This window comes from Variovorax ureilyticus, from assembly GCF_050632185.1.
Classification (GTDB): domain Bacteria; phylum Pseudomonadota; class Gammaproteobacteria; order Burkholderiales; family Burkholderiaceae_C; genus Variovorax; species Variovorax ureilyticus_A.
On sequence record NZ_CP192579.1, the window covers coordinates 220,800 to 246,620 of the forward strand.

The following is a 25,821-nucleotide window of genomic DNA, read 5'->3' on the forward strand; positions in this document are numbered from 1 at the left end:
TGGAGATGAATGGCGCTTTATTGTGCGGCGGCCAGTACCCCGCGGCGCATCTGGTCGAGCTCGATGCTCTCGAACAGCGCCTTGAAGTTGCCTTCGCCGAAGCCCTCGTCGCCCTTGCGCTGGATGAACTCGAAGAAGATCGGGCCGAGCTGGTTCTCGCTGAAGATCTGCAGCAGCAGCGCGCCCTTCTTGCCGTCGACGAGGATCTTGCGCCTCTTCAGCTCGCTCACGTCTTCGCCGTGGCCCGGGATGCGCTTGTCGATCAGCTCGTAGTAGGTGTCGATCGTGTCCAGCAGCTTGACGCCCGAAGCGCGCAGCGCGTCCACCGAGTGCTTGAGGTCGCGCGAGCCCAGCGCGATGTGCTGGATGCCCTCGCCGTGGTAGTTGTCCAGGTATTCCTGGATCTGGCCCGCCTTCTCGTTGCCCTCTTCGTTGATCGGGATGCGGATCTTGCCGCACGGGCTGGTCATGGCCTTGCTCTTCACGCCCGTGACCTGGCCTTCGATGTCGAAGTAGCGGATCTCGCGGAAGTTGAACAGGCGCTCGTAGAAGTCCGCCCATTCCTTCAGGCGACCACGGTGCACGTTGTGGGTCAGGTGGTCGATGTAGGTCAGGCCATGGCCTTGGGGCGCGAGCGCCTCGATGGCCGAGAGGCCCGGCAGCGCCTCGAAGTCCACGTCGTAGAAGCCGATGTTGCCGATGTCGCCGGGCTGCGCGCCGTTCTTGCCGCGCCAGCGATCCACGAAATAGATCAGGCTGTCGCCGATGCCCTTGATCGCCGGAATGTTCAGCTCGCCGGGGCCGGCGCCGGGTGCGAAGCCCCAGGCGCCGAGCGAGATCGCGCGCTCGTAGGCGGCCTTCGCGTCCTGCACCCGGAACGCGATCGCACAGATGCTCGGGCCGTGCTGGCGGGCGAAGCGCTGCGCGAACGAATCGGGCTCGGAGTTGATGATGAAGTTGATCGTGCCCTGGCGATAGAGCAGCACGTTCTTGTGGCGGTGCTTCGCGATGGCCCGGAAGCCCATCTGCTCGAAGACTTTGCCCATCGCGGCAGGGTCGGGTGCGGCGTACTCGATGAATTCGAAGCCGTCGGTGCCCATCGGGTTCTCCCAAGGCGTGAAGGCTGGGGTGTCGGTGCTGCTCATGGCGCTGTCTCCGGGGTGGGGTGGTTTCGGGGAGGGATTTCAGTTTCACGCCGCAGGGCTTGCGACGTCCGTTTGCAACTGTAAAAGCGCTGGCGATCACGATTTCGGCGTTATCGGGCCCGTGGAAAGCGATTTACGCAGGAAAGTTGCACAATCCATCCTATGGACGCACTGGACAAGATCGATCGACATATTTTGCGCAGCCTGCAGGCCGATGGGCGTGCCACCTACGATCAGCTGGCCGAAGAGGTCAGCCTCTCCGCGAGTGCCGTGCTGCGGCGGGTCAGGCGCCTGGAGGAAGCGCGCGTCATCGACCGCTACGTGGCCCTGGTGAAGCCCGAATCGGTGGGCCTGGGCCTGACGGCCTACCTCAACGTTCGGCTCGAAAAGAACACCGAGAGCCACAAGAGAAACCCCATGGACCTGTTCCGGGCCAGCGTGCAAACTTGGCCGGAGGTGGTCGAATGCGCGGCGCTCACGGGTGAGATGGACTACCTCCTGCGCGTCGTGGTCGCCGACATGGCCCACTACAGCCGCTTCATCATGGACACACTGCTCAAGCACCCCAGCGTAGAGGACTGCAAGACCAGCTTCGTGCTGGACCGGGTCAAGGCCACGACGGCCGTCCCGGTGTAACGTGGATGCGACAGAGCGACGCCGCGTTGAACCCAGTCTGGTATTTGTTCACCAATGAGACGCCAAAGCGACCCCACATCGTTGAGGGCTAGGGGAAAACCCTTATATTCGGGTCATGCTTACCGCCAAGGCCCTCCTCAAAGCCTCACTCGGCGTCGGCTCGTTCCTGAAGGCGCCGATGATTGAGGCGCAACCACGGGCGGCCGCGCCCGCTCCTGTGATGGTTCCGATCCGCTCGATCGGACCGCGCGAGCGCGATCGCATCGCGCAGCACCTGCTTGCGCTTTCTCCCCACGACCGGTATCTGCGTTTCGGCTATGCCGCCTCCGACGAGCAGATCCAGCGCTATGTCGACGGGCTCGATTTCGACCGCGACGAACTCTTCGGCATCTACAACCGTCGCCTCGACCTGATCGCGATGGCCCACCTGGCCTTCCCGCCTGCCGATCAGGAGCAGGATTGCGCCGAGTTCGGTGTTTCCGTCGCCGAACACGCGCGCGGACGGGGCTATGGCGCCCGCCTGTTCGAGCGCGCCGTGGTCGTCGCCCGCAACGAAGGTGTCGGCATGCTGTTCATCCATGCGCTCAGCGAGAACGCCGCCATGCTGAAGATCGCCCGCAAAGCCGGCGCGACCGTCGTGCGCAGCGGCTCCGAATCCGAAGCGCACCTCGAACTCCCGGCCGCCACTTTCGACAGTCGCATGAGCGAGATCGCGCTGGAGCAGTTCGCCCAGGTCGACTACCAGCTCAAGACCCGCGCCAAGCAGTTCTGGGCCTTCCTGGCCGAACTGCAGGACATCCGCAGCGGTGTCCGAGCCGCCCGCGATCGTTCCGCCCAGTAAGCGGGCGGGGCTGGGGGTGTATCCTTCTACCTCCCCAACTCCGCCCTCCTGCAGTGGCCGAACCTCACCCTGAACGCGCGCCCGCCGAACGCGAAGACAAGCGCAGTTTCTTCCAGAAGCTCGCCGAATTCATCAACCCTGGCCCGGATTCGCGCGACGAGCTGATCGAGACGCTCGCCGACGCCGAAGACAACGAAGTCATCGGTGCCGAATCGCGCGTGATGCTCGAGGGCGTGCTTCGCATGGCCGACATGACCGCGGGGGATGTGATGGTGGCGGCCCCGCGCATGGACCTCGTCAACATCGACGAGCCCTACGACACGCTGCTGAACCTGGTCATCGATACGGCCCACTCGCGTTTCCCGGTCTACGAGGGCGAGAAGGAAAACATCATCGGCATCCTTCTCGCGAAGGATCTCCTCAAGCTCCAGCGTGCGCCGGGCCTGAACATCCGCGCGCTGTTGCGCCCAGCCACCTTCGTGCCCGAAAGCAAGGGACTCAACGATCTTCTTCGCGAATTCCGCGGCAACCGCAATCACCTCGCGGTGGTCATCGATGAGTTCGGCCGCGTGGCCGGCCTGATCACCATCGAGGACGTGCTCGAGCAGATCGTCGGCGAGATCGAGGATGAGTTCGACATCCCCGAGGACGAGGGCGACATCTTCGGCCTCGCCGACCACACCTATCGCGTCGCCGGCGACACCCCGATCGAGCGCGTGGCCGAAGCCTTCGGCATCAACTTCGACGACCAGGCCCACGGCGAGGCGTTCGACACCATCGGCGGCCTGATCGCGCACGAGATGGGCCACGTGCCCAAGCGCGGCGAGCACTATGCGATCGGCAGCTTCGATTTCGTCGTGCTGCACACCAAGGGGGAGCGGTGCGCTGGTTCAAGGTCTCGCCGGCGCGCGGCGACGCCGCCGCCGCTTGAACGCGCTCGTCCGCGCCCTGGGCTTCGGGCTCGCGGGGCTTGCCCAGGCGGCTGCCATCGCCGCGCCGTGGAACGGCCAGCCGCAGTGGTGGCTCCAGCTTCTTTCGCTGGCTGCGCTCATCTGGCAGCTCGATGGCCTTCGCAACGCCGATGGCCCTGGGCGCGCATGGCGCAGCGGCGCGTTCCGGGGCTGGATCTTCACGACGGCATGGCTCTGCGGCACGTTCTGGTGGCTCTTCATCTCGATGCATACCTACGGCGGCCTTCCGGCACCGCTGGCCGCGATCGCGGTCTTCGCCCTGGCGGCGGCGCTCTCGCTCTACTACGCGGCCGCATGCGGCCTCTACGTGGCCTTTGCGCCTGCGAATGCCCTCGGCTCGGCTGCGTTCTTCGCTGCGTTGTGGACGCTCGCGGAGCTGGTGCGCGGGAGCTGGTTCACCGGCTTTCCTTGGGGCGCCGGCGGCTATGCGCACGTCGATGGCCCGCTGGCCGTCTATGCGCCGTGGATCGGCGTCTACGGCATCGGCGCGGTGGCGGCGGCCATCGCAGCGCTTGCGCCAATCGCCCTCCGCCGCGCCCGAGGTCGCTCCTTCGCGGCCAACGCGGGACTCGCGCTGGTCCTGCTGTGCGTGCCGGCGTTGCTGATCGCCGTGCGCGGCACGCCTGCCGACGACACCGCGCGATCGCACGGCCACCTGCGCATCGCGCTGCTGCAGGGCAATATTCCGCAGGACGAGAAGTTCATCCCCGGCGGCGGCATCGCGACCGCGCTGCGCTGGTACGGCGAACAGCTCCACGCCGCCACCGCGCCGCTGGTCATCACGCCGGAAACTGCCTTGCCGCTGCTGCCTTCGCAGTTGCCCCCCGGCTACCTCGAAGCCATCGCCGCGCGCTACACGAGCGGCAACCAGGCTGCGATCGTGGGCCTGCCGCTCGGCGACCGCAACGGCTACAGCAATGCGGTGGTGGGCTTCCGCCCCGGCGAGTCGCAGCCCTATCGCTACGAGAAGCACCACCTCGTGCCGTTCGGCGAATTCGTCCCGGGTCTGTTCCGCTGGTTCACAGAGATGATGAACATCCCGCTCGGCGACTTCAACAGCGGTGGCCTCGCGCAAGCGCCCTTCGCCGGCAGGGCCAGCGCATTGCGCCGAACATCTGCTACGAGGATCTCTTCGGCGACGAGATCGGCGCGAACTTCCGGAGCGAATCCGATGCGCCGACCATCCTGCTCAACGTGAGCAACATCGCGTGGTTCGGCGATTCGGTCGCGATCGACCAGCACCTCGCGATCTCGCGCATGCGTGCGCTCGAATTCCAGCGCCCGATGGTGCGCGCGACGAACACCGGCGCGACGGCGGTCATCGACCACCGCGGCCGCGTGACGCACCAGCTGCCGAAACTCACGCGCGGCGTGCTCGAAGCCGAAGTCGAAGGCCGCACCGGCCTCACGCCCTATGCCATCTGGGTCTCGCGCTTGCGCCTGTGGCCGCTCTGGGGGCTCGCACTCGCCGTCGTGGCGGCCACCGTGTGGACGCAACGCCGCCGGCGCGTGCAGGCCACCGTCGTCATCGGCTGACCGGCCAGTCGCGCAGCTTCCCGGGGTTCAGCAGGCCCTGCGGGTCGAAGCGCTTCTTCATCGCGATGATCTCCGGCGGCAGCGCGCCGCCGGCCTTGCCGTCCTCGACGATGAAGGTGTGCGGGTTGTTGATGCGCACGCCATGCTCGCGGTGCATGCGGATGATTTCGCCCAGCCGCTCTTCGGTGGTGAAGCGCACCAGCTGCAGCGCGCTGCAGGTGATGAGCCCATCGAGATTGCGCAGGAACTCCGCGTGCATCAGGATCTCGCCCGCGAAGAGCTTCTCCATCGCGGTGATCTGCTCGACCTGCCGCCCCGGCACGAAGCTGCTCTGCAGATAGGTCAGCGACTTGTCGACCTTCAGCGCGTGCAGCGTCGTGTGGTTCCAGGTGAACTCCATCAGCGTGCGGTTGCTCTTGCGCACCTCCTCGGCCGTCTTGCGGTAGCTCATCGTGCCGCCGTGCGCCTGCATCAATTCGAGCATCGTGGATTCGGACGATTCATCGACCAGCGAGAGCACCGCATGGCAGCCCTTCGGCAGGTATTGCGCGAGTTGCGCGAGATGGTCGGGCACCGGGCTCGCCAGGAACGCGACCTCGCGCTTCACGATGCCCGGTGCGTTCGCGAGCGCATTGCCGAAGCCGAGCGCCTTGTCGAAGGCATCGAAGACGACGAGGTTTTCGAGCCACGGATGCGCGGGCGCCAGCGCCACTTCGAGCTCCAGCACCAGGCCGTTCGTGCCCCACAGGTGGTGCATGCGCAATGCCTCGGCGCCACGCAGTTCGACGATCTTCGGCTCGGGCTCGATCGTCATCGCCCGCAGTCCCAGCACATTGCCCGGCGCTCCGAGCGGCCCGTAGTTGATCGAGCCCACGCCGCCGAAGCCGCCGCCGAACAGCCCGCCCAGCGTTGCGCTGCGATAGGTCGAAGGAAGGCAGCGCAGCTCCTGTCCGCTGGCCTTGGCGTGCTTCTCGAGCTCGCCGAGACGGATGCCCGCCTGCGCGCGCGCCACGCCGGGGCGCACCCACTGCACCGCGTTGTAGCCGGTCATGTCGAGCACCACGCCACCCGCCAGCGGCGTCGTCTGGCCGTAGTTGCCGGTGCCGCTGCCGCGGATCGTGATCGGCACGTTCATGCGCGCGCAGGCACTCACAAGCGCACGAATCTCTTCTTCGGTGCGTGGACGCACGACAGCATCGGCGCGCTTGTCCTTGAGCTGCCGGTCCAGCACGGGGCTGAACCAGGCGAAGTCCTGCGACAGCCGCGCGATGCGGCTCGGGTCGGTGATCCAGTCGAGCTCGGGCAGTTCGAGGTGAAGCCGCTCGATCGGGGAAACGGGTGCGTTCATCGATTCAATCCTGTGAGAGTTCGCTGGCGTGCCAGGAACCGAGTGCGAGTTTGGTGAGCCACGCCATCAGGACGAACAGCGCGACGCCGGTCAGTGAAATCAGAAGCAGCGCGGCGAACATGCGCGGGATGTTGAGCTGGAAGCCCGCCTGCAGGATCTGGTAGGCCAGCCCCGCGCCGGAGCCACCCGTGCCCGCGACGAACTCCGCCACCACTGCGCCGATCAGCGCGAGGCCGCTGGAGATGCGCAGTCCGCCGAAGAAGTAGGGCAGCGCGCTCGGGATGCGCAGGCGCACCAGCTGCTGCCAGCGCGATGCATGGTTGAGCTTGAAGTAGCTCTGCAGGTCGGGCTCCACGCTGCGCAGGCCGAGCGTGGTGTTGCTGATGATCGGGAACAGCGCCACCAGCGCCGCGCAGACCACCATCGCGGCGGTCGGGTTCTTGACCCAGATGATGATCAGCGGCGCGACCGCGACGATCGGCGTCACCTGCAGCAGCACCGCGTACGGGAAGAGCGCGGTCTCGATCAGCTTGCTCTGCACGAAGAGGAACGAGATCAGCACGCCCGCGATGGTCGCGAGCACGAACGAGAGCACCGTGATCTTCAGCGTCACCAGGAGCGCCATGCCCAGCGGCATCCAGTCGGTGACCAGCGTCTGCATCATCAGGTAGGGCGATGGCACCAGGTACGGCGGCAGCTCCATCGCGGTCACGACGCCCTGCCAGAGCGCCACCAGCACGACGCCGACGAGCAGTGGATAGGCGATGCGCTGCACGCGTGGCTGTTGCAGCAGCGGCGTGCGTTTGGCCTCGGCCTTCGGTTGCGGCTTGGCGGGGCTTTGCGGCATGGCGCGGACCTTGGTGGACGCTGCGGATGTTGTCTGCGGCGCGGCGGCAGGGCTCGTCGGTGCAATCGCGCTCATGCCGCCACCTCGTCAGTCGATGTGCTCGCGCGCAGCAGGCTGTCCTGCAGCTTCTTCGCGTAGCGGCTGAACTGCGGCGACACCATGAAGTCGGCGGTGCGCGGATAGGGCTCGGCAATCTCGAACTCTTCCACCACGCGGCCGGGCCGCGCGGCCATCATGATCACGCGGCTCGACAGGAAGACGGCTTCATGGATCGAGTGCGTGACGAAGATCACCGTCAGCTTCTTCTCGCGCCACAGGTCGAGCAGTTCCGCGTCGAGCTTGTGGCGCGTGATTTCGTCGAGCGCGCCGAAGGGTTCGTCCATCAGCAGCAGGTCGGGCTGCGTGACGAGGCCACGCGCGATCGACACCCGCATCTGCATGCCGCCCGAAAGCGCACGCGGCAAAGCCGAACCGAACTTCTCGAGGCCGACCAGCTCGAGCGCTTCCGAAACACGCGCCTGCGCTTCCTTGCGCGGCACGCCGGCCAGGTCGAGCGGCAGCCGCACATTCGTGCGCACGCTGGCCCACGGCATCAGTGTGGGCGACTGGAACACGAAGGCCATGCGCCGGCCGCTCGATTCGATCTGCTGCACCGGCTTGCGGAACACCTTCAGCCGGCCGTCGGTCGGCTCGAGCATGCCGGCGACCATCTTCAGCAGCGTGCTCTTGCCGCATCCGGAGGGGCCGAGCAGCGTGACGAACTCGCCTTCGCCGATGGTCAGGTCCACCGGCATCAGCGCTCGCGTGCCGTTCGGATAGGTCTTCTCTGCCGAGAGCACTTCGACGGCAGGCGTCGATGTGACCCGCCTCGGCAGGTCGTAGGTCGCGGATTCGGGTTCGTTCATGCAAAGCCTTTCGAGAGGAGGCCCGATCCGCGGGCCGCCGGTGTTTCAGGGCAGGACCTTCGCGTCCTTCACGAATTCGGTGGTGTAGGTCTTGGCCATCTCGACCTTCGCGGGATCGAGCAGCTTCGCGGACACGAGGAAGTCATAGCTCGCCTTCGTGCGCGCATCGGTGATCACGCCGATGCCCAGCGTCTGCGCATCGCCGCCGGTGACCATGCCCATTTCCTTCAGCTTGGCGACGCTGTAGGCGAGCTGGTCGTCGGTCATGTTCGGGTTGTCCTTCTTGATCAGCGCATTGGCGGGCGCCGGATCGGCGAGGTAGCTCTTCCAGCCTTCGGCCGATGCCTTCACGAAGGCGGCGACCTGCTTGGCGCGCTCCTTCACCGTCTTGTCCATGCAGGTCACGGTGGTCGCATAGGACGGGAAGCCGTGGTCGCTGAACATCAGCACCGTGGCCTTCACGCCGGCCTTCTGGATCGCATAAGGCTCGGAGGTGAGGTAGCCCTGTTGCGCGGTGTTCTTGTCCGCCACGAAGGGCTGGATGTTGAAGGTGTAGGGCCGCGTCTGCTCATCGGTGAAGCCGAACTTGGCCTTCAGCCAGGGCCAGTAGCCGCGGTTGGCCTGCGAGCCGATCAGGATCGTCTTGCCCTTCAGGTCCTCGAACTTCTTCACGTCGTCGTGGGCGATGAGCACCTGCGGGTCCTTCTGGAAGAAGGCCGCGACGTTCACGACCGGGACGCCGCCTTCGCGCACCTGCATCATCTGGATGTCGCTCGAGCCCATGATGCAGTCGGCCCGGCCGGCGGCCATCATCTGCGTGATGTTGACCTGCGGGCCGCCCATCTTGATGGTCACGTCCAGCCCGTACTTCTTGTAGATGCCCTGCGCCACCGCCTGGTAGAAGCCGCCATGCTCGGCCTGCGCGTACCAGTTGGTCATGTAGACGAACTTGTCCTCCGCGTGGGCGGGCGCAGTCGCCGCGATGGCGAGCGCCGCGGCAGCGGCAAGACGACCGAGAGTGGGAACGAAGTGCTGGCGCATGGTGAGAACCTTCGAGGTGGGAAATGGATGGGACGGAACATGCCGATGCAAGGAACGAGCCTCGGCCCGCATCAGCCGGCAAAGGCCGTCTGGCTGGTCTGGATGAAACCCTGCTCGTGGCCGCGCCCCCAGGTGGTTTCGTCGCGCACCACCCAGCGCAAGGCGTAAAGCTCGCTCAGCGCCTGCACCCAGCTGTCGGCCAGCGTGTCGAGGATTTCCTCGCCCTGTTCGCGCGTCGCGCTGGTCGGGTCGCCGATCACGCCGCTCGGGCCGAAGTCGCGCGCGGTCCATGCGCAGGCGGGGCGGCCATCGGCCGACAGCAGCTTGATCGGGAAGGGCGGCGGGAAGTTGGCGGCAGCGCGTTCCATGTGCACCGTTTCGGGTGCGAGCGCGAGCATCAGCGCGGTCTCGGAATGACCTGCGTGCATCGCGAGGCGCTTCTCCTGCTCGCTCACCTGCTTGCTCGCCGCGCTCGGCAGCCGCGAGACGCCGTGCGGCACGACCACGAAATCGCCATGGCGCAGCCGCAGTTCGCGCGCCGCCATTTCGAGCACCTGCGGCTGGCCGCCGTGCCCGTTGGCGAACAGCAGCTTGCGAAAGCCCGCGCGGTACACCGATTCGCCGATCTCGATCACGGTCGACAGCAGCGTGGTGCCCGTCAAGGTCATGGTGCCGGGGAAGTGCAGATGCTCTTCCGACTTGCCGTAGGTGATCGTCGGCAGCGCGAACGCGCGCACTTCGGCGGGCAGGCGTTCGAGCGCCTTGCCCATCACGCCGGACGAGATGACGCTGTCGACCGAGCACGGCAGGTGCGGCCCGTGCTGCTCGATCGCGCCGCAGGGCAGCACGATCACGGTGTTTTCGCGATCGGGCAGGGCGTCGATCTCGGTCCAGCTCAGGTAGGGAAGGAAGCGGTGGGGTGGGATGTAGCCGTGCAGCATGAAGAAGGTCCTGGAGGAAGCGGGAAGCGTTTCAGGCAAAGCGCGCCATCGCATTGCCCACGCGCTTGAGGAAGCGCTTGAGCTGCGGCTCGGTCGCGACGTTCATGTGGTAGTGCGCGTGGTAGTCCACCCGCGCCTGCTGGCCGGTCAGGCGGCGCATGTAGCGCGTGACGATCTTGCGCGGCGGGTCGCCCATGTACCACGCGACCCAGCGTGGTCGGCCGTAGGTGACGACCGCCGAGATGCGCTGGATGTTCGTCAGCATCGGCTTGACGTTCTGCGGGTCGCTCAGGTCGAAAGCCACGCCCGGCATGAAGAGCCGGTCGAAGTAGCCCTTGAGCATCGCCGGCAGCCCGAAGCACCACGTCGGAAAGCAGAACACGATGCCTTCGGCCCACTGCAGTCGCTCCACGTAGGGCTTGAGGGGAAGCTGATTGCTCGGCACCTCGTGGTAGCCGAGTCGCTCCTCGCGCGACAAGACCGGATCGAAGCCTTCGGCGTAGAGGTCGCAGTCGTCCACCTCGTGGCCGGCGGCGCGCAGGTTGCGCACCACCTCCTGGTGCAGGGCGGCATGGAAGCTGGTTTCGACCGGATGGCAATAGACGACGAGCACTCGCATGGTGTGTTTGACCGCTTAATCAGAGCAAGTGGTCAGGTTATGCAAGCGACGTGCCAATCCGGTTTGCACCAAAAACGGGAGGCGGCCTCGAGGAGACGTCCGGCCTCGATGGCCGGTGAGGCAAAGCAGTTGGACAGGGTTCGAGGCCTTGCGCGCAAGACGTACGTGGTGCCCTGGTCTGCCAACCTTTAAAGGGGATTGCGGCTCTGCTCGAGCTATCGGGGAGCGGCGTCCCCTGATCTACTGCAACAAGCCTCGTGCGGCCCGCCGTACGTCGGGCGATGAGAAGCGAAAAGCGGCGCGGTCCAGCAGGTAGTGGATGAAGCCGGTTGCAAAGCCCAGGGCCAGCAGCACCGGAACAAAGGGCGACGAGCGCAGCCACCACGCAGCCTCCCCGAAGATGCGGTCGGCGTAGACGTAGTCGTCGCCCACGGCCTCCACCTCCAGCAGCGGCAGCAGGAGGACGGAGACGACGGAGAGCGCGAGCAGGACGGCCCAGCCGCGCCGATTGATGGGCGCCAGCAGACGCTGCCAGCGTGTGGTCGCCGCCTGGTCGCCACCAGCGGCCGCGAGCGAGGTGAGCCCCATCGCGGCACTCCAGTGCTGCACGCTCCACAACACGATGAAGAGAAACGGATCGCGCGCGATGAAGGCCAGGAGCACCATCGCCGCGAGGCCGAGGACGTAGCCGATGCGTGGAAGAGATGGATGCCCCGAGCGCAACTCCACGACGAGCACGAGGCCGGTCAGGATCACGACGAGGGCCATGCCGCCATCGTGCAGCGTGCGTGCCAGCAGGTCCGACGCGACTTCTCCGAGCCATGGATCGATCCAGCGCTCCTGAAAGGCAATCGATCCCGTCAGGGCCTGCGCCACCACGACGAAGCCACCGCCGACGACGAGCGCGAACCACCGGTCGAGTCGTCGCGCGTTCGGCGATGCCGCGCGTCCTGCCCGCGCGCGGTAGAGGCTGAGCAGGCCGAAGTGCTGGGCGGCGTAGTGGTGACTGACCAGCAGGAAATCCAACACCACCAGCCACACGACGCGTTCCTCCCGCGGCATCGGCAGCACGCGCTCGGGCGCCAGCAGCACGGCGAAGCAGGCCGCTGCGATGACCAGCGGCGCCACGACAAAGCGCAGGCGTTGCCGGGCGAGCAGTGGACGATAGGCCGGGGTCGCGTAGGCAAGCCAGTGCCGAGGACACGCGGTGGCCGAACCACAGCGGGACGGCGAGGACGAAGAACAAGCCATCGACGGCGCTGTTGCGCGCATCCTCGTGGCCCTGCGCGAGCAGCAGTACCAGGGGCACCATCCAGAGAGGGTTCAGGACCCAGACGAGATCCCAGGCCGGACTTCGGATGCACCGCATCGAGATCGATGGCGGCGCTTCCGGACGAATCATTGGGCCCTCGTTGGTCATATGAACCCCCATGTCGGAGCTGCGATCGCCAGCAAGCATACGCCGCACGATCGATCGGCTACTCGGCATGCACCCTGCTTCGGGCCGCGATCCCGAACTGGTTGCGGTGCCAACGGGAAAAAGCGCTCGGCGCCGAGAAGCCAAGCAGGTCCGAGACGTCCGAGAGCGTCCGCGCACCGTCCTTGAGGTAGCCCGCCAGGAGATCGCGGCGCACACCATCCACCACCGCAGTGAACGTCGTGCCTTCTGCCGCGAGGCGCCCGGCCAGCGTTCGCCGGTCCACGCCCAGGTGTTGAGCGACGGCCTCGACGCTGCAGTGCCCGCGCGGCAGCAGGACGACGACGAGCTCGCGTGCCCGCGCTGAAGCGCAGGGTCGCGGGCCGGGGGTCTGTTCGAGCAGGCGGCGTGCATAGCGCACCATCACGGGATCGGCGCCGGGGTTGGGCGCATCCAGGTCGGCCGCGTTGCAGACGATGCCGTCGAACTCGTGGCCGAATTCCACCGCGCTGCCGAACACGCGCCGATGAACCTCGAGGCTGGCCGGCGCACGATGCGCGAAGCACACGAGCCGCGGCCGCCATGCCGAGCCCAGGAAGATGGACAGCACCCGAAAGGTCACGCCGACGACCAGTTCGGTCGCCTGACGAAACATCTCGTGCCCGGCGTCCATCTGCTCCCGGATCGCGACGAGATTGCCCACTTGCTCCACGCGGACCGACAGGGCCTCGTTGTGCATGTGGATGTGCGCGACCAGGGCCTCCAGCGCGTGACGCAGGGTCGGCTCGTCACGCACCAGCAGCGCGAGGGGTCCCAGGTTCGAAAGCCTGCGTGACTCGGCCATCCGCAATCCGAACGCCGGCTCGCGGCCCCGCGCGGCTGCGAGTTCGAGAAGGCGCCCGACGCGCGGCGCCGCCACCATCAGATCGGGTTCATCCAGACAGCGCCTCGGCAGGCCGGCTTCGGCCACGAGGGCGTAGGGATCGAGCCCGCAGGCCACTGCCAATTCGGCGAACCCGGTGAGGCTTGCACTGCGGACGAGCTGGGTCATGGAAATCCGGCGAATGTCCCGAAATGGTAATTGGGTGTCCCCCATCGTCAAGTCGTTTCAAGCGCCCGGCGGAAGAATCGACGCACATCGAAACGACTCCGAAAGCCCGACATGAGCGACACCCCGACCGCCCCCACACCGTTGTGCGACCACCTGCGACAGGCTGAGCAGTGGAATCCCGCCTGGGACCCGTTCTATGCGCTCGATCCGTCCTGGACCGAGAAATTCATGGCCATGGGCCTCGCGCCCGTCCGCAGCGGCGTCCTGGATGCCAAGACCGTCGAGTTCATCGCGATCGCGGTCGATGCGTCCTGCACCCACATGTACGCGCCGGGCGTACGCAGGCACATCCGCAGGGCACTCGAACTGGGCGCCACGAAGGAAGAGATCACTGCAGTGCTGCAGTGCGTGTCGGTCCTCGGCATTCACACGATGAGCCTCGGCGCCCCGATCCTGCTCGAAGAACTCGCGTCGTGCGAGTGCCCCGCCCCTTCCGTCCATCACCGCAACTAGGAGACCACCATGCAATTCCTCGACGACTCTCTGCTGCCCGAGAACCAGCAGCCGCTCGTGATCCAGGTCGCGCCCTACGGGCCGCAATTCCTCCCGGGCGATTCCGATGACATTCCCGTCACGATGGAGGAACAGGTGCAGAAGGCCGTGGACTGCTGGAACGCCGGCGCCACCGTGCTGCATGTGCACGTGCGGGAGGCCGACGGCAAGGGCAGCAAGCGTCTCTCGATGTTCAACGAGATGCTGGCCCGCCTGCGGGAGGCGGTTCCGAAGATGGTGCTGCAGGTCGGCGGATCGATCTCGTTCGCTCCGGAGGGCGACGGCGCGCAGGCGAAATGGCTCAACGACGACACGCGCCACATGCTGGCCGAACTCGATCCCAGGCCCGACCAGGTCACGATCGCCATCAACACCAACCAGATGAACATCTGCGAGCTGCTGAGCGCCGACGACGTCGATGGCACCTCGCTCGCCAACCCGGCGTTGCAGGCGGCGTACCGCGAGATGTGGATTCCGTCCGGCCCGGTTTTCGTCGAAGAGCACCTGAGACGCCTGCAGGCCGCCGGCATCCAGCCGCACTTCATGCTCGGCGATGTCGGCCAGCTGGAGACGGTGGAGCGCCTGGTTCGTCGCGGTGCCTACACGGGGCCGCTGGTACTCAACTGGGTCGCGATCGGGGGTGGCGCCGACGGCCCGAACCCTTACAACATGATGGAGTTCGTTCGCCGCGTTCCGGCCGGTGCCGTCCTCACCATCGAGAGCTTGATGCGCCACGTCCTGCCGCTCAATACGATGGCCATTGCCATGGGACTGCACGTTCGCGTCGGCATCGAGGACAACCTCTGGGCTCGCAAGGGTGAACGCATGACCAGCGTGCGGCAGGTCGAACAGATGGTCGGCATCGCGCGCCAGTTGCATCGCGAGATTGCCGGTGGCGCGGAGGCCAGGGCCATCTATCGGATCGGCGAGCACTACGCGACCGCGGACGAGACGCTCGCAAAGCTCGGCTATGGGCCGAATCGCCGGCCAGGCGAGCTGGGCATGCCGCTGCGCCTTGCGGCTTGAAGCGCCGGCGCCGGCATTGCCATCACACAAAAAAGGAGACGACGATGCGCTGGAAAGAAAATCCTCAGGCGGTGCTGATCGGCCTGCTGGTCATCCACGTGATGGCACATGTCGACCGCAACATGCTGCTCGGGTTCTCGCCCCAGATCACGCGGGACCTCGCGCTCGGCAACGCGCAGTACGGCTTCCTCGCGGGCGCGGTGTGGGTGCTGAGCTTCGGCTTCATGGCGGTATTCCTGGGCAGCCTTGCCGATCGCTTCAGTCGTACGAAGGTGATTGCGTTCGGCATCCTGGCCTGGAGCGTGTGCACCGGGGCCTCAGGTCTGGCGCAGAACTTCGGCCAGATGGTGGCGGCACGCTTCTTCGTCGCCGCGGGGGAGGCGGCGCTGGTGCCGGCGGCAGTCTCGCTGCTGATCGAACTGTTCAAGCCAGGCCGCGCCGGCACTGCGGTCGGCATCTTCTTCATGGGCATCCCGCTGGGCATCGGACTGGCGTTCACGCTGGCCGGAACGATCGGCTCCACGCTGGGTTGGCGCGGTACGTTCTACGCGCTGGGGGCCGCAGGCATCCTGATCGGATTGGCCGCTTTGCTGCTCAAGGACGATCGCGGCGCACACACCGTGGCCGATCGCGGCCTGCCCTTCACGGAGCAGTTGCGCAGCGTCGTCACCCTGTTGCGCGGCAGCCCGACGGTGGCACACACGGTCGTCGGTTTCGTGCTCGTCCATATGGCCTTCGTCGGCATCGCGTTCGCCCAGCTCTGGCTGGTGCGTGAGCGAGGTCTGGACGCTGCCGTGATGGCGCAGAAGATCGGCGTGCTGGGAATCGTCTTCGGCGTGCTCGGCTCGCTGGTCGGCGGCATGCTCAGCGACCGCCTCGCCAGGCGTTTGCCGGGCGGCCATGCCGGCTTCGTCGTGCTGCTGATCGGAATCTGCGGCCCGCTGATGGTGGCTTTCCGCTTCGCCGACCCGGGCTCCGCGGTCTTCTACGTCGGCATGTGCGCCGGATTCTTCCTGCCGCTGGCAACCTACGGCCCTCGCTCGCGCTGATCCAGGGCCTGACACCGGACCGCATGCGCTCGACCGTCACGGGTGTCACGATGCTCCTGATCAACGTGTTCGCGATCGCGGTCGGGAACCTCGTGGTCGGTGCGGTCAGCGACCGCATGAGCGCGGCGGGGTCGGGCCACGCGCTCACGGACGTGCTCCTCGCCACCGACATCATCGTCATCGTCGCGGCGTTGTTCTACGCACTGGCCGCACGCGGGGCCCGCGTCGAAGCGGCGGCCGAGTGCATGGTCGCCCATTGAGGGGCGAAGGCGCCGTTTCGCGTCGTCGGTGCCCGCCGGTCAGCCGAAGCGCAGCGAGCGCAGGCCGACGGTCCGGTCGACCCACACCACCACCGCGAGCGTGAGCACGATGCTGACCGTGGACACCGCCGCCGCCGTGGGGTCGAAGTCCCAGCGCAGATAGTCGAAGAGCTGCAGCGGCAACGTCGTCATCCCGATCCCCTTGAGCAGCAGCGACATGTTGAACAGGTCGAAGGAGATCACGAACGCGAACAGCGCGCCGGTGATGATGCCCGGCTTGATCAGCGGCAGCGTCACGCGCAGGAAGGCACGCCAGGGCGAGGCGCCGAGGCTGCGCGCGGCCTGCTCCAGCGATGCGTCCTGGTTGTAGAGCGCCGAAGCCACGTTGGTGAACACATAGGGCAGCGTCACCAGCACATGGCCGACGACGAGGCCGAACATGGTGCGGGTGCCGATCCCGCTTGCGTACAGGAAGAACAGCAGCGCGATCGCGGTGAGGATCTCCGGCAGCATGAGCGGCAGCATCAGCAGCATGCGCAGGGCCTCGCGCAGCCGCGTGGCATGGCGCACCACATAGAGCGCGGCGGCCACGCCGATGACCGAGGAGCACAGCGTGGCGATCGCCGCCAGCAGCAGCGAGGTGCGGATCGCGCGCATGAAGGCCTCGTTGGCGAACAGCGCACCGAACCAGCGCAGCGACAGGCCCTGCGGCGGAAAGGTCATGAACTCGCCGGCGTTGAGCGACATCAGCACGATGATCGCGATCGGCAGCAGGAGGAAGACGTAGACGGCGCCGACGAAGACCCCGCCGAAGGCGTTCGCGATGCGTTCGGACAGCGGTGCTCTCATGCCAGCCCCTTCGTGAAGCGGCCGGTGAGGCGCACGTAGAGCGCCACCGCCGCCATGCCGCAGGCCGTGAGCAGCAGCGCCTGGGCGGCACCCGCCGGCCACTGGAAGTTGTCGATCAGGTTCTGCACCACCAGCACCGACATCGTCTTGACCTGTGCGCCGCCGAGCATCACCGGCGTGACGTAGGCACTCAAGGTGAGCACGAAGACCAGGATGGTGCCGGCCTGGATGCCCGGCCACGACAGCGGCAGCACGAGCCGCCAGAACGCCTTCAGGCGCGAGGCGCCGAGCGAGCGCGCGGCGGATTCGAGCGAGGGGTCGATGCTCTGGATCACGCCCACCAGCGGCAGCACCATGAAGGGCAGGAAAACATGCACCAGCGCGATGGTCACGCCCAGCCGGTTGTTCATCAGCTGCAGGCCGCTTTCCACGAGGCCGAGGTCGATCAGCAGGCGATTGATGGCGCCGTTGCCCGACAGCAGGATCAGCCAGCCGAAGCTGCGCACCACCACGCCTACCAGTAGCGGCGAGAGCACCAGCACGTAGAGCACGCTGCTCCAGCGCGAGCGCGTGCGCGCCAGGTGATAGGCCACGGGGTAGCCCAGCAGCAGGCAGATCGGCGTGACGGTCAGGCCCAGCAGCAGGGTGTCGCCCAGCACGCCGAGCAGGTAGGGGTCGCCGAGCGCGCGGCCGTAGTTGCCGAGCGTGAACCCTGCGCCGTAAGGAGCGCCCACGGCGGGCGGGCGCAGGCTCATCAGCACGATGTTGAGATAGGGCAGCACGAGGAACACGCCGATCAGCAACAGCGCCGGCGCGATGAGCCAGAAGGCGCGGCGCGCGAGCGGCACCCGCCGCGTCACGGACAGCGGCGGGGCAACCGTGGCAGTCGTGGCGCTCATGGTCGGCCCGCGATGATCCAGGCATGCCCCGGTTCGAAGCGCATGCCGCTTGTTGTGCCCACGGCCAGGCGCTGTCCCGGTGCGGTCTGCACCAGCAACGGCGTGCCCGCGGCGCACTGCACGGTGTGCTCGACGCTGCTGCCCAGGAAGTAGCTCGTGCTTACCAGTGCCCTGGTAGGGGCCCGTGGCGTCGAAGTGGATCGCCTCGGGCCGGATCGCGACGTGCACCGATTCGCCGGGCGCGAGCGGCTGGTCGTGGTCCGCGTCGACCGGCCCGAGGGCCGTCTCGATCCGGTGGCGAAGGAAGGTACCGGCGGCCGGCAGCAGCGACGCCACCCGGCCTTCGATGAGGTTGGAGCGTCCGATGAACCGCGCCACTTCCACGCTGCGCGGACGCAGGTAGATGGCCTCGGGCGCGTCGAACTGCTGCAGGCGCCCGCCGAGCATCACTGCGACGCGATCGGACATGACCATCGCCTCGGACTGGTCGTGCGTGACATACAGCGTGGTGATGCCCACGCGCCGCTGCAGTTCGCGGATGAACACCCGCATGTCCTCGCGCAGCACGGCGTCGAGATTGGCCAGCGGCTCGTCGAGCAGCAGCAGGCGCGGCTCGATCACCAGCGCGCGCGCCAGCGCCACGCGCTGCTGCTGGCCGCCCGAGAGCTGGCGCGGATAGCGCTCGGCCTTGTCCTGGAGCTGCACCATCGCCAGCACCGCATCGATGCGCCGCGCCATCTCGGCCTTGGGCATGCCGCGCATTTCCAGCCCGAAGGCCAGGTTGCGGCGCACCGTGAGGTGCGGGAACAGCGCGTAGTTCTGGAACACCATGCCGATGTCGCGGCGTTCCGGCGGCAGGTGGGTGATGTCCTCGCCGTCGATCAGCACCTCGCCCTGGTCGGGGTACTCGAAGCCGGCGACGCAGCGCAGCGTGGTGGTCTTGCCGCAGCCGCTCGGGCCCAGCAGCGAGATGAACTCGCCGGGCTCGGTGGCGAGCTCCAGCGACTGGATCGCGGTCATCGACTGGAAGCTCTTGCGCAGGCCGCGCAGGGTCAGGCGCGTCATGCGCCGCAGCCGTGGCGCACTGGCCGCATCGCGATCCGCCGGCACGGCGCCCGCCGGCAGCACAGCACTCATTTGATCTCCCGGTTCCAGCGCTCGGTGATCGCCGGCAGCTGCGGATTGACCTTGCTCCAGTCGAAGCCCACGATCGAGGCCATCGCCTTGCCGCTGACCGGCACGTCGGCCGCCATCGCCTCGGGCAGCTGCACCTTGGTGTTGGTGGGCGAGGTGAAGAACTCCTTGGCCATCATCTGCTGCACCTCGGGCTGAAGGATGAAGTCGAGGTACTTGTAGGCGTCCTCCTTGTTGGGCGCGTTCTTCAGGATGTTGAACGACTGCTCGAAGGCCACCACGCCTTCGGTGGGCACCACCATCTCGACCGGAACGCCCTTCTTCCGGAGCGCCACGATCTCGGGGAAGTCGATCACCGCCACCGTGACGTCGCCGCGCGTGAGCATGGTGGAGAGCGTGCCGCTCCAGTCGGCCTGCGTGAAGGGCAGCAGCTTCTTGATCTCGGTGAAGGCGCGGTCGATCGCGTCCTGCGAGCCGCCGTAGATCTTCGCGGTCATCAGGAGGAAGAGCATCGCCGCGGTGTTGCCGATCTGGTAGAGGCCGATCTTTCCCTTGAACTCGGGGTTGGTCCAGAGGTCGGTCCACGACTTCGGCGGCGTCTTCACCAGGTCCTTGCGGTAGCCGATGCCGATCGTGGAGACGATGCCGCGCACGCCGTTGTCGCCGGGGTTGCGCAGGTTCGGGTAGATGTTGGCGAGATTGGGCACCTTGGCCGCGGGGATCGGCTCGAAGTAGCCCTCGCCGCGCACCACGCTCGCGATGTTCTCGTTGACCATCAGCACGCTGTAGGGCGGCTTGTCGATGCCGGCCGCGCGCAGGTTGGCGATGAAGTTCTTGCCCAGGCCCACGTCGAGCGTGGCCTGCACGCCGCTGGACTTGTCGAGCATCGGCAGCAGGTCGCTGCGCCAGAACTTCTCCCAGCGGCCGCCGTAGGTGTTGACCACCAGCGGCGAGTTCGCGAAGGAGGGCATCGAAGGCAGCGCGAGGCCGGCGGCAGCGGCCAGGCTGCGCAGAAGAAGATCGCGTCGGTGGAGGGGAGCGTGCATGGCAGGTCTCGGCGGGGAGTGGTGGTTGATGTTCAGACGGCGGCTGCGGCGGCGACGGGCGCGCGGCGGTAGTCGTAGTTGCGGTTCAGGCGGTCGAGCAGGTAGTCGCCGTAGCGCACCGGCGCATGCCGGGGCGGGTTCGCCTCGTCGGCGCAGGTCGGCAGGCACTCGATGAGCGCGTCCATGCCCGGGTCGAGGAAGTAGGGCAGCGAGTAGCGGTCGCCGCCGGAGCGGTTGATCACGCGGTGCGGCGTCGAGACGAAGCGGTCGTTGGTCCAGCGCGCGAGCATGTCGCCGACGTTGAGCACGTAGGTGTCGGGGATCGGCGGCGCCTCGATCCAGTCGCCGCCGCGCGGCCGCACCTGCAGGCCGCCCGTGTCGTCCTGCGCGAGCAGGGTGATGATCCCGTAGTCGGTGTGCGGCGCCGAACCCATCTGGTCGTCCGTTACCGGTGGCTGCGGCGGATAGTGCAGCAGGCGCAGGAAGGTGGTGGGCTTGTCGAAGTGATGGTCGAGCGCGTGCGCCGGCAGGTCCAGGCTCATCGCGACCAGCTGCACGATGTAGCGGCCCAGCGCGTCGACCTCGGCGATGTAGCGATCGATGCGCGGGCGGAAGTCCGGAACCCAGTCGGGCCACTGGTTGGGGCCTTGCATCGGCAGGCCTGCGAGCAGGCCGGGGTCGTCCGGAGGCAGCTCGTGCATGAGCATCAGCGACTCGCTCATGTTCGGCCGCGTGACCTTTGCCACCGACGAGGTGACGATGGTGGAGCTGGCCATGCCCATGTAGCCGCGATGGAAGCCGTTGATCGCGATCGACTGCTTGCGCTCCAGCGGCGAGGCGTGGAACTCGCGCGAGGCCGCGAAGGCCGCCTCGCGCGTGGCGCGCTGCACGTTGTGCCCTGCGATGTAGGCGAAGCCGACGCTGGCGAGCGCTTCGCGCAGGCTGGCGGCCGTCTCGTGTGCGATGGACGCACTGGAATCGATGTTGCCGCGAAGATCGATGAGAGGGATGGCGTTCATGGATGTTCCGCCATGCAACGTCCATGCCAGTTGGACCAAATGGACAAATCCGTTTTGCCGCATCGGCGTGGTGCGCCGCGCCTTCCCCGGATCGTCGACTGGTGCTTAACATGGCGCGGCATGCCTCGTGCATGGTCACGAGAACCCGCGTTGGATGGAGAAGCCGCAACACATGCCCAAGACACGCATCACGCCGAAGTCCGAACAGGCCAAGCCGGTGCCGTCGCCGAAGCGCACGCACGCCATGCGTGCACCGGCGGTGCGCAGCGCCGCGGCGGCGAACCGCCGCCTGCGCCAGATTGAGGACAAGCGCGCGGTGATCCTGCGCGCCGCGCTGGGGCTGTTCTCGCGCTACGGGCTGCACGGCACCAGCGTCGACCAGGTGGCGGCGCGCGCGGATGTCTCCAAGAGCAACCTGCTCTACTACTTCGCCAACAAGGAGGAGCTGTATGTCTCGGTGCTGCGCGAGCTGCTCGACGTGTGGCTCGAGCCCTTGCGCGGCTTCCGCGCCGAACAGGACCCGCAGGAGGCGATCGGTGACTACATCCGCCGCAAGCTGGTGATCTCGCGCGACCAGCCCGATGCCTCGCGGCTGTTCTGCCTCGAAATGATCCAGGGCGCCCCGCTTCTGCGCGACGAGCTCGATCGCGAGTTGCGCGATCTCGTTGACACCAAGTCCGACGTGATCCGCGCCTGGGTCGCGGCCGGCAAGCTGGCGCCGGTCGACCCGCATCACCTGATCTTCGCCCTGTGGGCGGTCACGCAGCACTACGCCGACTTCGGCGTGCAGGTGCAGGCCATCACGGGCCGCACGCTCGACGATCCGGACTTCTTCGAGAAGGCCGTGGACAACCTGCAGCGCATCGTGCTGCGCGGCATCGCCGCGCGCTGACGCGCCGCGCGTTCACTGCGGCGCGGCGACGAGATCGTGGTAACGCCGGTCGAAGTAGATCAGGCCATCCGCGGTGCCGCCGATGGCGATGGCCAGCGTCTCGCAGAACAGCACGTCGTGCGTGCCGACCGGCGTCACGTGCGACACGCGGCAATCGAAGGACACGGCCGCGCCCTCGAGCACCGGCGCACCGGTGAGCTTGCGTCCCCAACGTCCCGCGGCGAAGCGCTCTTCCATCGGCGTCTTGCCGCCGAACAGGCTCGACAGCTGCTGCTGACCCGCGGCCAGTGCGTTCACGCACAGAACGCCGTTGGCGCGAAAAGCCGGATAGACCGAGGCCGCGCGATTGACGCAGACGAGCAGCGTCGGCGGCTCGTCGGTCACGCTGCACACCGCGGAGGCGGTGAAGCCGGCGCGGCCGCCGGGGCCGTCGGTGGTGATCACATGGACGGCGGCGCCGAGGCGAGCCATCGCGTTGCGGTAGTCGGTCTTGGGCAGGGCGTTCATGGCGTCGGGGTGTCGATCAGGCGGCGTGATCCGGCGATCGGGTCACGCGGGAACTTCGGGCGTGGCCACGCGCGCGAGGAAGGCGAGCAGGCCGCGGTTGAAGGCTGCGGCGTCGGTCACGCTGTGCGCGTGGCCGCCGTGGAGAACGCATTCGAAGGTGGCGTGGGGCAGGCCTTGCGCGAGCCGCTGCGAGCAGGTCCACGGCACGAGCACATCGTCCATGGCGGCGGCGACCAGCACCGGCACCGCGATGTCCCCGAGCCTCGCGTCGACGTCGAAATCGCGCAGTGCGCCGATGCGCGCATGCATGTTGGCCGCGCCCGGGAAGTGCGCGAGCGCGTGCTCGACCTCGTCGGCCACGCGCTGCGCATGCGCGGCACACCACGCGGCGGGGTAGAGAAAGATCGGCTGCGCCTCGACATAGGCGCGCGCGCCGCAGGCGTCGAGCAGGGCGATGCGCGCCCCGAAGCAGCGCAGCGTGTGTGCATCGGTGCGCGCCCATGCGTTGACCAGCGCGAGGCTGGCCACGCGCGAAGGCGCGTCGAGCGCGAGCTGCAGGCCGATCAATCCGCCGAGCGCGTGGCCCACCAGATGGCAGCGCGGCGTCGATGTCGCGTCGAGGATCTCGATCACGTCGCGCGCCATGTCGGCGATCGCATGCGCAGGATGCAGCGCGGCGCTGCTCCGCCCGGTGCCGCGGTGGTCATAGGTGATCACGCGGTGGCCGGCATCGAGCAGGGCGCGCAGTTGCGGTTGCCAGAATCCCGCGGAGCCGCCGAGCCCGGAGGACAGCAGCACCGCGTCGCCGTCGGCGGGCCCGTGCGCTTCGTAGTGCAGCGCCATGCTCAGGCCGGGTTGCCGATGTGTGCGATGGAGGCGATCTCGACCAGCGCCTCGGGCTTCACGAGACCGCACTGGATGCAGTAGCGCGCGGGCTTGGTGCCGGGGAAGAACTCGGCATAGACCGCGTTGATCTTCGCGTAGTCGGCCCAGTCCTTGATCATGATCATGTTGAAGGTGACGTCGTCCATGGTGCCGCCGGCCGCCTCGATCACGCCCTGGATGGTCGTGAGCACGAGCCGGGCCTGAGCGGCCGCGTCGCCGACGTGGACCACGTTGTTGTTCGTGTCGAAGGGCAGCGTGCCCGACACATAGAGCACGCCATCGGCGAGCGCGCCGGGCACGAAAGGGGCGATCGGCACACCGGTGCCGGGAGGGATGATGGCGAGCTTGGGCATGATGAAAGGTCCGTTTGCAGTGGGAGGGAATCAGGCAGCGGCTTCGGCCGGCGCGGGCTGCGCGGCGGCCTGCGGCGCGAAGGTGCGGCAGAAGTCGTCGACCTGCGAGACCCAGCCGAAGAAGGTCTCGATGTTGTAGACCGAGGCCTGCTGGATCGCGGGCCCGCCGAGCTCGTGGGTGGCGTCTTCGAGCATCACGGCGAAGTACTCGAGGTGGAAGGCATCGCGCAGCGTGGATTCCACGCACACGTTGGTGGCGATGCCGGTGAAGACCAGGTTGCGGATGCCGCGTGCGCGCAGCGTGCTGTCGAGCGTGCTGTTGAAGAAGCCGCTGTAGCGCGTCTTGGGGACGACGATGTCGCCGGCCTGCGGCACCAGCGCATCGACGAGCGCGTAGTCCCAGCCGCCCTTGGCCAGGAAGCGGCCCTGCAGTTCCGGCCGGCGCCGCATGGTCTTGAGGGCGTTGGACTTGTGCCAGTTGGGCGAGCCGGGGCCGCCGGCTTCCACATAGTCCGCGTCCCAGCCGTTCTGCAGGAACACGACCGGCATGCCCGCGGCGCGCGCGGCGGCGATGGCGCGTGCGATCCGGGCGATCACGCCCTGCGCGCCCGAGATGTCGAAGCCGGCCGTGTCCACGTAGCCGCCGATGGATGCGTAGGCGTTCTGCATGTCCACCACGATCAGCGCCGAGTTGGCGGCATGCAGCGCCAGCGGCTCGGGCCGCGCCGGCAGCACCAGCGGCGCCGGTGTGCCGGGCACGTGCGGCACGCCGGCAGGCGTGGTGGAGGCGAGGGTGCTGTTTTTCTTCGAGGTCATGGCGTCGCTCCCGTTCAGGCGGCCAGTGGCTCGGCAGCCACGCGCGAAGGCACCGGGCTCTCGACGTGGGCGCGGCTCTTCATCAGCGGCTGGATGTGCTGGCCGAAGGCCTCCACACCCAGGACGAAGTCGTCGAAGGTCAGCAGCACGCCCTCGGTGCCCGGCACCTCGGCCACTTCGTCGAGCAGGTGCGCGACGGTGGCGTAGGAGCCCACCAGCGTGCCCATGTTGATGTTGACCGCCGAGGTGGGGTCGGCCATCTGGCGCACGTTGGTGTCGGCGCCCGAGCGGGTGTCGACCGCGCTCTGCTCGGTGAGCCAGGCCAGCGCTTCCTGGTCGGCGCCGGCCTTGTAGTGCTCCCACTTCGCGCGCGCGGCCTCGTCGGTGGCGTCGGCGATCACCATGAAGAGCACGTAGGTGCTCACGTGGCGGCCGGTCTTCTTGGTCGCGTCGATCAGCTTCTGGGCTGCGGGCGCAAAGGCGCGCGGCGTGTTGACGCCCTTGCCGAAGCAGAAGTTGTAGTCGGCGTACCTGGCCGAGAAGTCCATGCCTGCGTCGCTCTGGCCGGCGCAGATCACCTTCATGTCGGCCTGCGGCTGCGGGCTCACGCGGCAGTCGTCCATGTTGAAGTACTCGCCCTTGAAGTCGCTGCGGCCGGTGCCCCAGAGATCGCGCAGCACCTGCACGTATTCCGACAGGTACTGGTAGCGCGTGGCGAAGAACTCGTCGCCGGGCCACATGCCCATCTGCGAATACTCGGGCTTCTGCCAGCCGGTGACGAGGTTGAGGCCGAAGCGGCCGTTGGAGATCGAATCGATCGTCGACGTCATGCGTGCCACGATCGCCGGCGGCATCACCAGCGAAGCCGCGGTCGCATAGAGCTTGATCTTCGAGGTGACGGCCGCGAGGCCGGCCATCAGCGTGAAGGTCTCGAGGTTGTGGTCCCAGAACTGCGTCTTTCCGCCGAAGCCGCGCAGCTTGATCATCGAGAGCGCGAAGTCCACGCCGTAGTGCTCGGCGGCCAGGGTGATCTTCTTGTTGAGTTCGAAGCTGGGTTTGTATTGCGGAGCGTTCTCCGAAATCAGCCAGCCGTTGTTGCCGATGGGGATGAAGATGCCGACGTTCATGCGTTGCGTTCCTTGACCGTTGGAGGAAATGGAGGGGTATGCAAACGCCGGATTGCATGCTCCGTGCCAGCGCGCTAACTCTTTGAAAATCAACGAGTTACGCGATAGG

26 protein-coding genes and 3 pseudogenes are annotated in these 25,821 nt (G+C 67.3%); 9 read left to right on the top strand and 20 right to left on the bottom strand.

Features of this window, described 5'->3' with window-relative positions:
- Positions 1-17 precede the first annotated feature (17 nt).
- Positions 18-1,145: a 4-hydroxyphenylpyruvate dioxygenase gene (hppD, locus tag ACQ858_RS01040; protein ID WP_431275031.1), complete on the bottom strand. Its 1,128-nt coding sequence runs from the start codon at positions 1,143-1,145 to the stop codon at positions 18-20.
- A gap of 162 nt (positions 1,146-1,307) precedes the next feature.
- On the opposite strand from hppD, the gene ACQ858_RS01045 reads away from it, so the two are divergent.
- From ACQ858_RS01045 to lnt, 4 genes and pseudogenes are all read left to right on the top strand, one after another.
- A complete protein-coding gene (locus tag ACQ858_RS01045; RefSeq protein ID WP_431275032.1) occupies positions 1,308-1,781 on the top strand; it encodes an Lrp/AsnC family transcriptional regulator in 474 nt (157 codons plus the stop codon).
- A 115-nt stretch (positions 1,782-1,896) separates the two neighbouring features.
- Complete coding sequence (locus ACQ858_RS01050; protein WP_431275033.1) at positions 1,897-2,622, top strand: GNAT family N-acetyltransferase; 726 nt, start codon at positions 1,897-1,899, stop codon at positions 2,620-2,622.
- A 53-nt stretch (positions 2,623-2,675) separates the two neighbouring features.
- Positions 2,676-3,553 (top strand): annotated as a pseudogene (locus ACQ858_RS01055) (HlyC/CorC family transporter).
- Positions 3,550-5,129 (top strand): annotated as a pseudogene (lnt, locus tag ACQ858_RS01060) (apolipoprotein N-acyltransferase). Before ACQ858_RS01055 ends, lnt begins: the two co-directional pseudogenes overlap by 4 nt.
- On the opposite strand, the gene ACQ858_RS01065 reads toward lnt, so the two are convergent.
- From ACQ858_RS01065 to ACQ858_RS01100, 8 genes are all read right to left on the bottom strand, one after another.
- The gene (locus ACQ858_RS01065; protein WP_431275034.1) at positions 5,119-6,477 is read right to left on the bottom strand and encodes an FAD-binding oxidoreductase; all 1,359 of its coding nucleotides are present in this window, start codon (positions 6,475-6,477) and stop codon (positions 5,119-5,121) included. The pseudogene lnt and the gene ACQ858_RS01065 overlap by 11 nt on opposite strands.
- Before the next feature lie 4 nt (positions 6,478-6,481).
- The gene (locus tag ACQ858_RS01070; protein WP_431275035.1) at positions 6,482-7,399 is read right to left on the bottom strand and encodes an ABC transporter permease; all 918 of its coding nucleotides are present in this window, start codon (positions 7,397-7,399) and stop codon (positions 6,482-6,484) included.
- Complete coding sequence (locus ACQ858_RS01075) at positions 7,396-8,229, bottom strand: ABC transporter ATP-binding protein (protein WP_431275036.1); 834 nt, start codon at positions 8,227-8,229, stop codon at positions 7,396-7,398. The genes ACQ858_RS01070 and ACQ858_RS01075 overlap by 4 nt, the downstream gene beginning before the upstream one ends.
- A 45-nt stretch (positions 8,230-8,274) precedes the next feature.
- Positions 8,275-9,270 carry an ABC transporter substrate-binding protein gene (locus tag ACQ858_RS01080; protein ID WP_431275037.1) on the bottom strand — a complete coding sequence of 332 codons (996 nt, stop codon included), beginning with the start codon at positions 9,268-9,270 and terminating at the stop codon, positions 8,275-8,277.
- Positions 9,271-9,341: 71 nt separating this feature from the next.
- A complete protein-coding gene (locus tag ACQ858_RS01085) occupies positions 9,342-10,211 on the bottom strand; it encodes a creatininase family protein (RefSeq protein ID WP_431275038.1) in 870 nt (289 codons plus the stop codon).
- A 31-nt stretch (positions 10,212-10,242) separates the two neighbouring features.
- Positions 10,243-10,830: an NAD(P)H-dependent oxidoreductase gene (locus ACQ858_RS01090; protein ID WP_431275039.1), complete on the bottom strand. Its 588-nt coding sequence runs from the start codon at positions 10,828-10,830 to the stop codon at positions 10,243-10,245.
- Positions 10,831-11,070: 240 nt separating this feature from the next.
- Entirely contained in the window at positions 11,071-12,102 is a 1,032-nt protein-coding gene (locus tag ACQ858_RS01095) for a hypothetical protein (RefSeq protein ID WP_431275040.1), read from the bottom strand.
- Positions 12,103-12,308: 206 nt separating this feature from the next.
- Positions 12,309-13,343, bottom strand: coding sequence for an AraC family transcriptional regulator ligand-binding domain-containing protein (locus tag ACQ858_RS01100; protein WP_431275041.1), 1,035 nt, complete (start codon positions 13,341-13,343; stop codon positions 12,309-12,311).
- Between the two features lie 66 nt (positions 13,344-13,409).
- Here ACQ858_RS01100 and ACQ858_RS01105 point away from each other — a divergent pair, with 66 nt between their 5' ends.
- Genes ACQ858_RS01105 through ACQ858_RS01120 form a run of 4 tightly spaced genes read left to right on the top strand, consistent with a single transcriptional unit; the run spans position 13,410 to position 16,185 of the window.
- On the top strand, positions 13,410-13,811 hold the full coding sequence (locus ACQ858_RS01105; RefSeq protein WP_431275042.1) for a carboxymuconolactone decarboxylase family protein: 402 nt from the start codon (positions 13,410-13,412) through the stop codon (positions 13,809-13,811).
- 9 nt (positions 13,812-13,820) lie between these two features.
- Positions 13,821-14,876, top strand: coding sequence for a 3-keto-5-aminohexanoate cleavage protein (locus ACQ858_RS01110; protein WP_431275043.1), 1,056 nt, complete (start codon positions 13,821-13,823; stop codon positions 14,874-14,876).
- A 44-nt stretch (positions 14,877-14,920) separates the two neighbouring features.
- Positions 14,921-15,925, top strand: a complete 1,005-nt coding sequence (locus ACQ858_RS01115) for an MFS transporter (protein ID WP_431275044.1) — start codon at positions 14,921-14,923, stop codon at positions 15,923-15,925.
- 23 nt (positions 15,926-15,948) lie between these two features.
- Complete coding sequence (locus ACQ858_RS01120; RefSeq protein WP_431275045.1) at positions 15,949-16,185, top strand: hypothetical protein; 237 nt, start codon at positions 15,949-15,951, stop codon at positions 16,183-16,185.
- Positions 16,186-16,224: 39 nt separating this feature from the next.
- On the opposite strand, the gene ACQ858_RS01125 is transcribed toward ACQ858_RS01120, so the two are convergent.
- The 6 genes and pseudogenes from ACQ858_RS01125 to ACQ858_RS01150 form a co-directional block, all read right to left on the bottom strand.
- Complete coding sequence (locus ACQ858_RS01125) at positions 16,225-17,034, bottom strand: ABC transporter permease (RefSeq protein WP_431275046.1); 810 nt, start codon at positions 17,032-17,034, stop codon at positions 16,225-16,227.
- On the bottom strand, positions 17,031-17,933 hold the full coding sequence (locus tag ACQ858_RS01130) for an ABC transporter permease (protein WP_431276755.1): 903 nt from the start codon (positions 17,931-17,933) through the stop codon (positions 17,031-17,033). The genes ACQ858_RS01125 and ACQ858_RS01130 overlap by 4 nt, the downstream gene beginning before the upstream one ends.
- A complete protein-coding gene (locus ACQ858_RS01135) occupies positions 17,930-18,055 on the bottom strand; it encodes a hypothetical protein (RefSeq protein ID WP_431276756.1) in 126 nt (41 codons plus the stop codon). Before ACQ858_RS01135 ends, ACQ858_RS01130 begins: the two co-directional genes overlap by 4 nt.
- 517 nt (positions 18,056-18,572) lie before the next feature.
- Positions 18,573-19,070 (bottom strand): annotated as a pseudogene (locus ACQ858_RS01140) (ABC transporter ATP-binding protein); the annotation flags it as partial.
- Positions 19,067-20,113 (bottom strand): ABC transporter substrate-binding protein, encoded by a 1,047-nt coding sequence (locus ACQ858_RS01145; RefSeq protein WP_431275047.1) that lies wholly within the window; start codon positions 20,111-20,113, stop codon positions 19,067-19,069. The gene ACQ858_RS01145 and the pseudogene ACQ858_RS01140, both read right to left, overlap by 4 nt.
- 32 nt (positions 20,114-20,145) lie before the next feature.
- Positions 20,146-21,132: an isopenicillin N synthase family dioxygenase gene (locus ACQ858_RS01150; protein WP_431275048.1), complete on the bottom strand. Its 987-nt coding sequence runs from the start codon at positions 21,130-21,132 to the stop codon at positions 20,146-20,148.
- 172 nt (positions 21,133-21,304) lie between these two features.
- Between ACQ858_RS01150 and rutR the strand changes: the two genes are divergently transcribed.
- The gene (gene rutR, locus ACQ858_RS01155; protein ID WP_431275049.1) at positions 21,305-22,024 is read left to right on the top strand and encodes an HTH-type transcriptional regulator RutR; all 720 of its coding nucleotides are present in this window, start codon (positions 21,305-21,307) and stop codon (positions 22,022-22,024) included.
- Positions 22,025-22,036: 12 nt separating this feature from the next.
- On the opposite strand, the gene rutF is transcribed toward rutR, so the two are convergent.
- The 5 genes from rutF to rutA are packed head-to-tail and all read right to left on the bottom strand — an operon-like array spanning position 22,037 to position 25,712.
- A complete protein-coding gene (gene rutF / locus ACQ858_RS01160; protein WP_431275050.1) occupies positions 22,037-22,531 on the bottom strand; it encodes an NADH-dependent FMN reductase RutF in 495 nt (164 codons plus the stop codon).
- Positions 22,532-22,573: 42 nt separating this feature from the next.
- Positions 22,574-23,374 (bottom strand): pyrimidine utilization protein D, encoded by an 801-nt coding sequence (gene rutD, locus ACQ858_RS01165; RefSeq protein ID WP_431275051.1) that lies wholly within the window; start codon positions 23,372-23,374, stop codon positions 22,574-22,576.
- A 2-nt stretch (positions 23,375-23,376) separates the two neighbouring features.
- Positions 23,377-23,769, bottom strand: coding sequence for a pyrimidine utilization protein C (gene rutC / locus ACQ858_RS01170; protein ID WP_431275052.1), 393 nt, complete (start codon positions 23,767-23,769; stop codon positions 23,377-23,379).
- 30 nt (positions 23,770-23,799) lie between these two features.
- Positions 23,800-24,585 carry a pyrimidine utilization protein B gene (rutB, locus tag ACQ858_RS01175; RefSeq protein WP_431275053.1) on the bottom strand — a complete coding sequence of 262 codons (786 nt, stop codon included), beginning with the start codon at positions 24,583-24,585 and terminating at the stop codon, positions 23,800-23,802.
- Positions 24,586-24,599: 14 nt separating this feature from the next.
- The gene (rutA, locus tag ACQ858_RS01180) at positions 24,600-25,712 is read right to left on the bottom strand and encodes a pyrimidine utilization protein A (protein WP_431275054.1); all 1,113 of its coding nucleotides are present in this window, start codon (positions 25,710-25,712) and stop codon (positions 24,600-24,602) included.
- Positions 25,713-25,821: the final 109 nt, after the last annotated feature.

What these genes read in the sequence shown, in the direction of transcription:
- rutF (WP_431275050.1), bottom strand. Translation starts at nt 22,531, where the DNA reads ATGAACGCCCTGCCCAAGACCGACTACCGCAACGCGATGGCTCGCCTC.
- rutB (WP_431275053.1), bottom strand. Translation starts at nt 24,585, where the DNA reads ATGACCTCGAAGAAAAACAGCACCCTCGCCTCCACCACGCCTGCCGGC.
- ACQ858_RS01045 (WP_431275032.1), top strand. Translation starts at nt 1,308, where the DNA reads ATGGACGCACTGGACAAGATCGATCGACATATTTTGCGCAGCCTGCAG.
- ACQ858_RS01120 (WP_431275045.1), top strand. Translation starts at nt 15,949, where the DNA reads ATGCGCTCGACCGTCACGGGTGTCACGATGCTCCTGATCAACGTGTTC.
- ACQ858_RS01085 (WP_431275038.1), bottom strand. Translation starts at nt 10,211, where the DNA reads ATGCTGCACGGCTACATCCCACCCCACCGCTTCCTTCCCTACCTGAGC.
- ACQ858_RS01105 (WP_431275042.1), top strand. Translation starts at nt 13,410, where the DNA reads ATGAGCGACACCCCGACCGCCCCCACACCGTTGTGCGACCACCTGCGA.
- ACQ858_RS01100 (WP_431275041.1), bottom strand. Translation starts at nt 13,343, where the DNA reads ATGGGGGACACCCAATTACCATTTCGGGACATTCGCCGGATTTCCATG.
- rutC (WP_431275052.1), bottom strand. Translation starts at nt 23,769, where the DNA reads ATGCCCAAGCTCGCCATCATCCCTCCCGGCACCGGTGTGCCGATCGCC.
- ACQ858_RS01080 (WP_431275037.1), bottom strand. Translation starts at nt 9,270, where the DNA reads ATGCGCCAGCACTTCGTTCCCACTCTCGGTCGTCTTGCCGCTGCCGCG.
- hppD (WP_431275031.1), bottom strand. Translation starts at nt 1,145, where the DNA reads ATGAGCAGCACCGACACCCCAGCCTTCACGCCTTGGGAGAACCCGATG.
- ACQ858_RS01065 (WP_431275034.1), bottom strand. Translation starts at nt 6,477, where the DNA reads ATGAACGCACCCGTTTCCCCGATCGAGCGGCTTCACCTCGAACTGCCC.
- ACQ858_RS01050 (WP_431275033.1), top strand. Translation starts at nt 1,897, where the DNA reads ATGCTTACCGCCAAGGCCCTCCTCAAAGCCTCACTCGGCGTCGGCTCG.
- ACQ858_RS01075 (WP_431275036.1), bottom strand. Translation starts at nt 8,229, where the DNA reads ATGAACGAACCCGAATCCGCGACCTACGACCTGCCGAGGCGGGTCACA.
- rutR (WP_431275049.1), top strand. Translation starts at nt 21,305, where the DNA reads ATGCCCAAGACACGCATCACGCCGAAGTCCGAACAGGCCAAGCCGGTG.
- ACQ858_RS01145 (WP_431275047.1), bottom strand. Translation starts at nt 20,113, where the DNA reads ATGCACGCTCCCCTCCACCGACGCGATCTTCTTCTGCGCAGCCTGGCC.
- ACQ858_RS01125 (WP_431275046.1), bottom strand. Translation starts at nt 17,034, where the DNA reads ATGAGAGCACCGCTGTCCGAACGCATCGCGAACGCCTTCGGCGGGGTC.
- ACQ858_RS01115 (WP_431275044.1), top strand. Translation starts at nt 14,921, where the DNA reads ATGCGCTGGAAAGAAAATCCTCAGGCGGTGCTGATCGGCCTGCTGGTC.
- ACQ858_RS01090 (WP_431275039.1), bottom strand. Translation starts at nt 10,830, where the DNA reads ATGCGAGTGCTCGTCGTCTATTGCCATCCGGTCGAAACCAGCTTCCAT.
- ACQ858_RS01110 (WP_431275043.1), top strand. Translation starts at nt 13,821, where the DNA reads ATGCAATTCCTCGACGACTCTCTGCTGCCCGAGAACCAGCAGCCGCTC.
- ACQ858_RS01095 (WP_431275040.1), bottom strand. Translation starts at nt 12,102, where the DNA reads ATGCGCGCAACAGCGCCGTCGATGGCTTGTTCTTCGTCCTCGCCGTCC.
- ACQ858_RS01130 (WP_431276755.1), bottom strand. Translation starts at nt 17,933, where the DNA reads ATGAGCGCCACGACTGCCACGGTTGCCCCGCCGCTGTCCGTGACGCGG.
- ACQ858_RS01150 (WP_431275048.1), bottom strand. Translation starts at nt 21,132, where the DNA reads ATGAACGCCATCCCTCTCATCGATCTTCGCGGCAACATCGATTCCAGT.
- rutA (WP_431275054.1), bottom strand. Translation starts at nt 25,712, where the DNA reads ATGAACGTCGGCATCTTCATCCCCATCGGCAACAACGGCTGGCTGATT.
- rutD (WP_431275051.1), bottom strand. Translation starts at nt 23,374, where the DNA reads ATGGCGCTGCACTACGAAGCGCACGGGCCCGCCGACGGCGACGCGGTG.
- ACQ858_RS01070 (WP_431275035.1), bottom strand. Translation starts at nt 7,399, where the DNA reads ATGAGCGCGATTGCACCGACGAGCCCTGCCGCCGCGCCGCAGACAACA.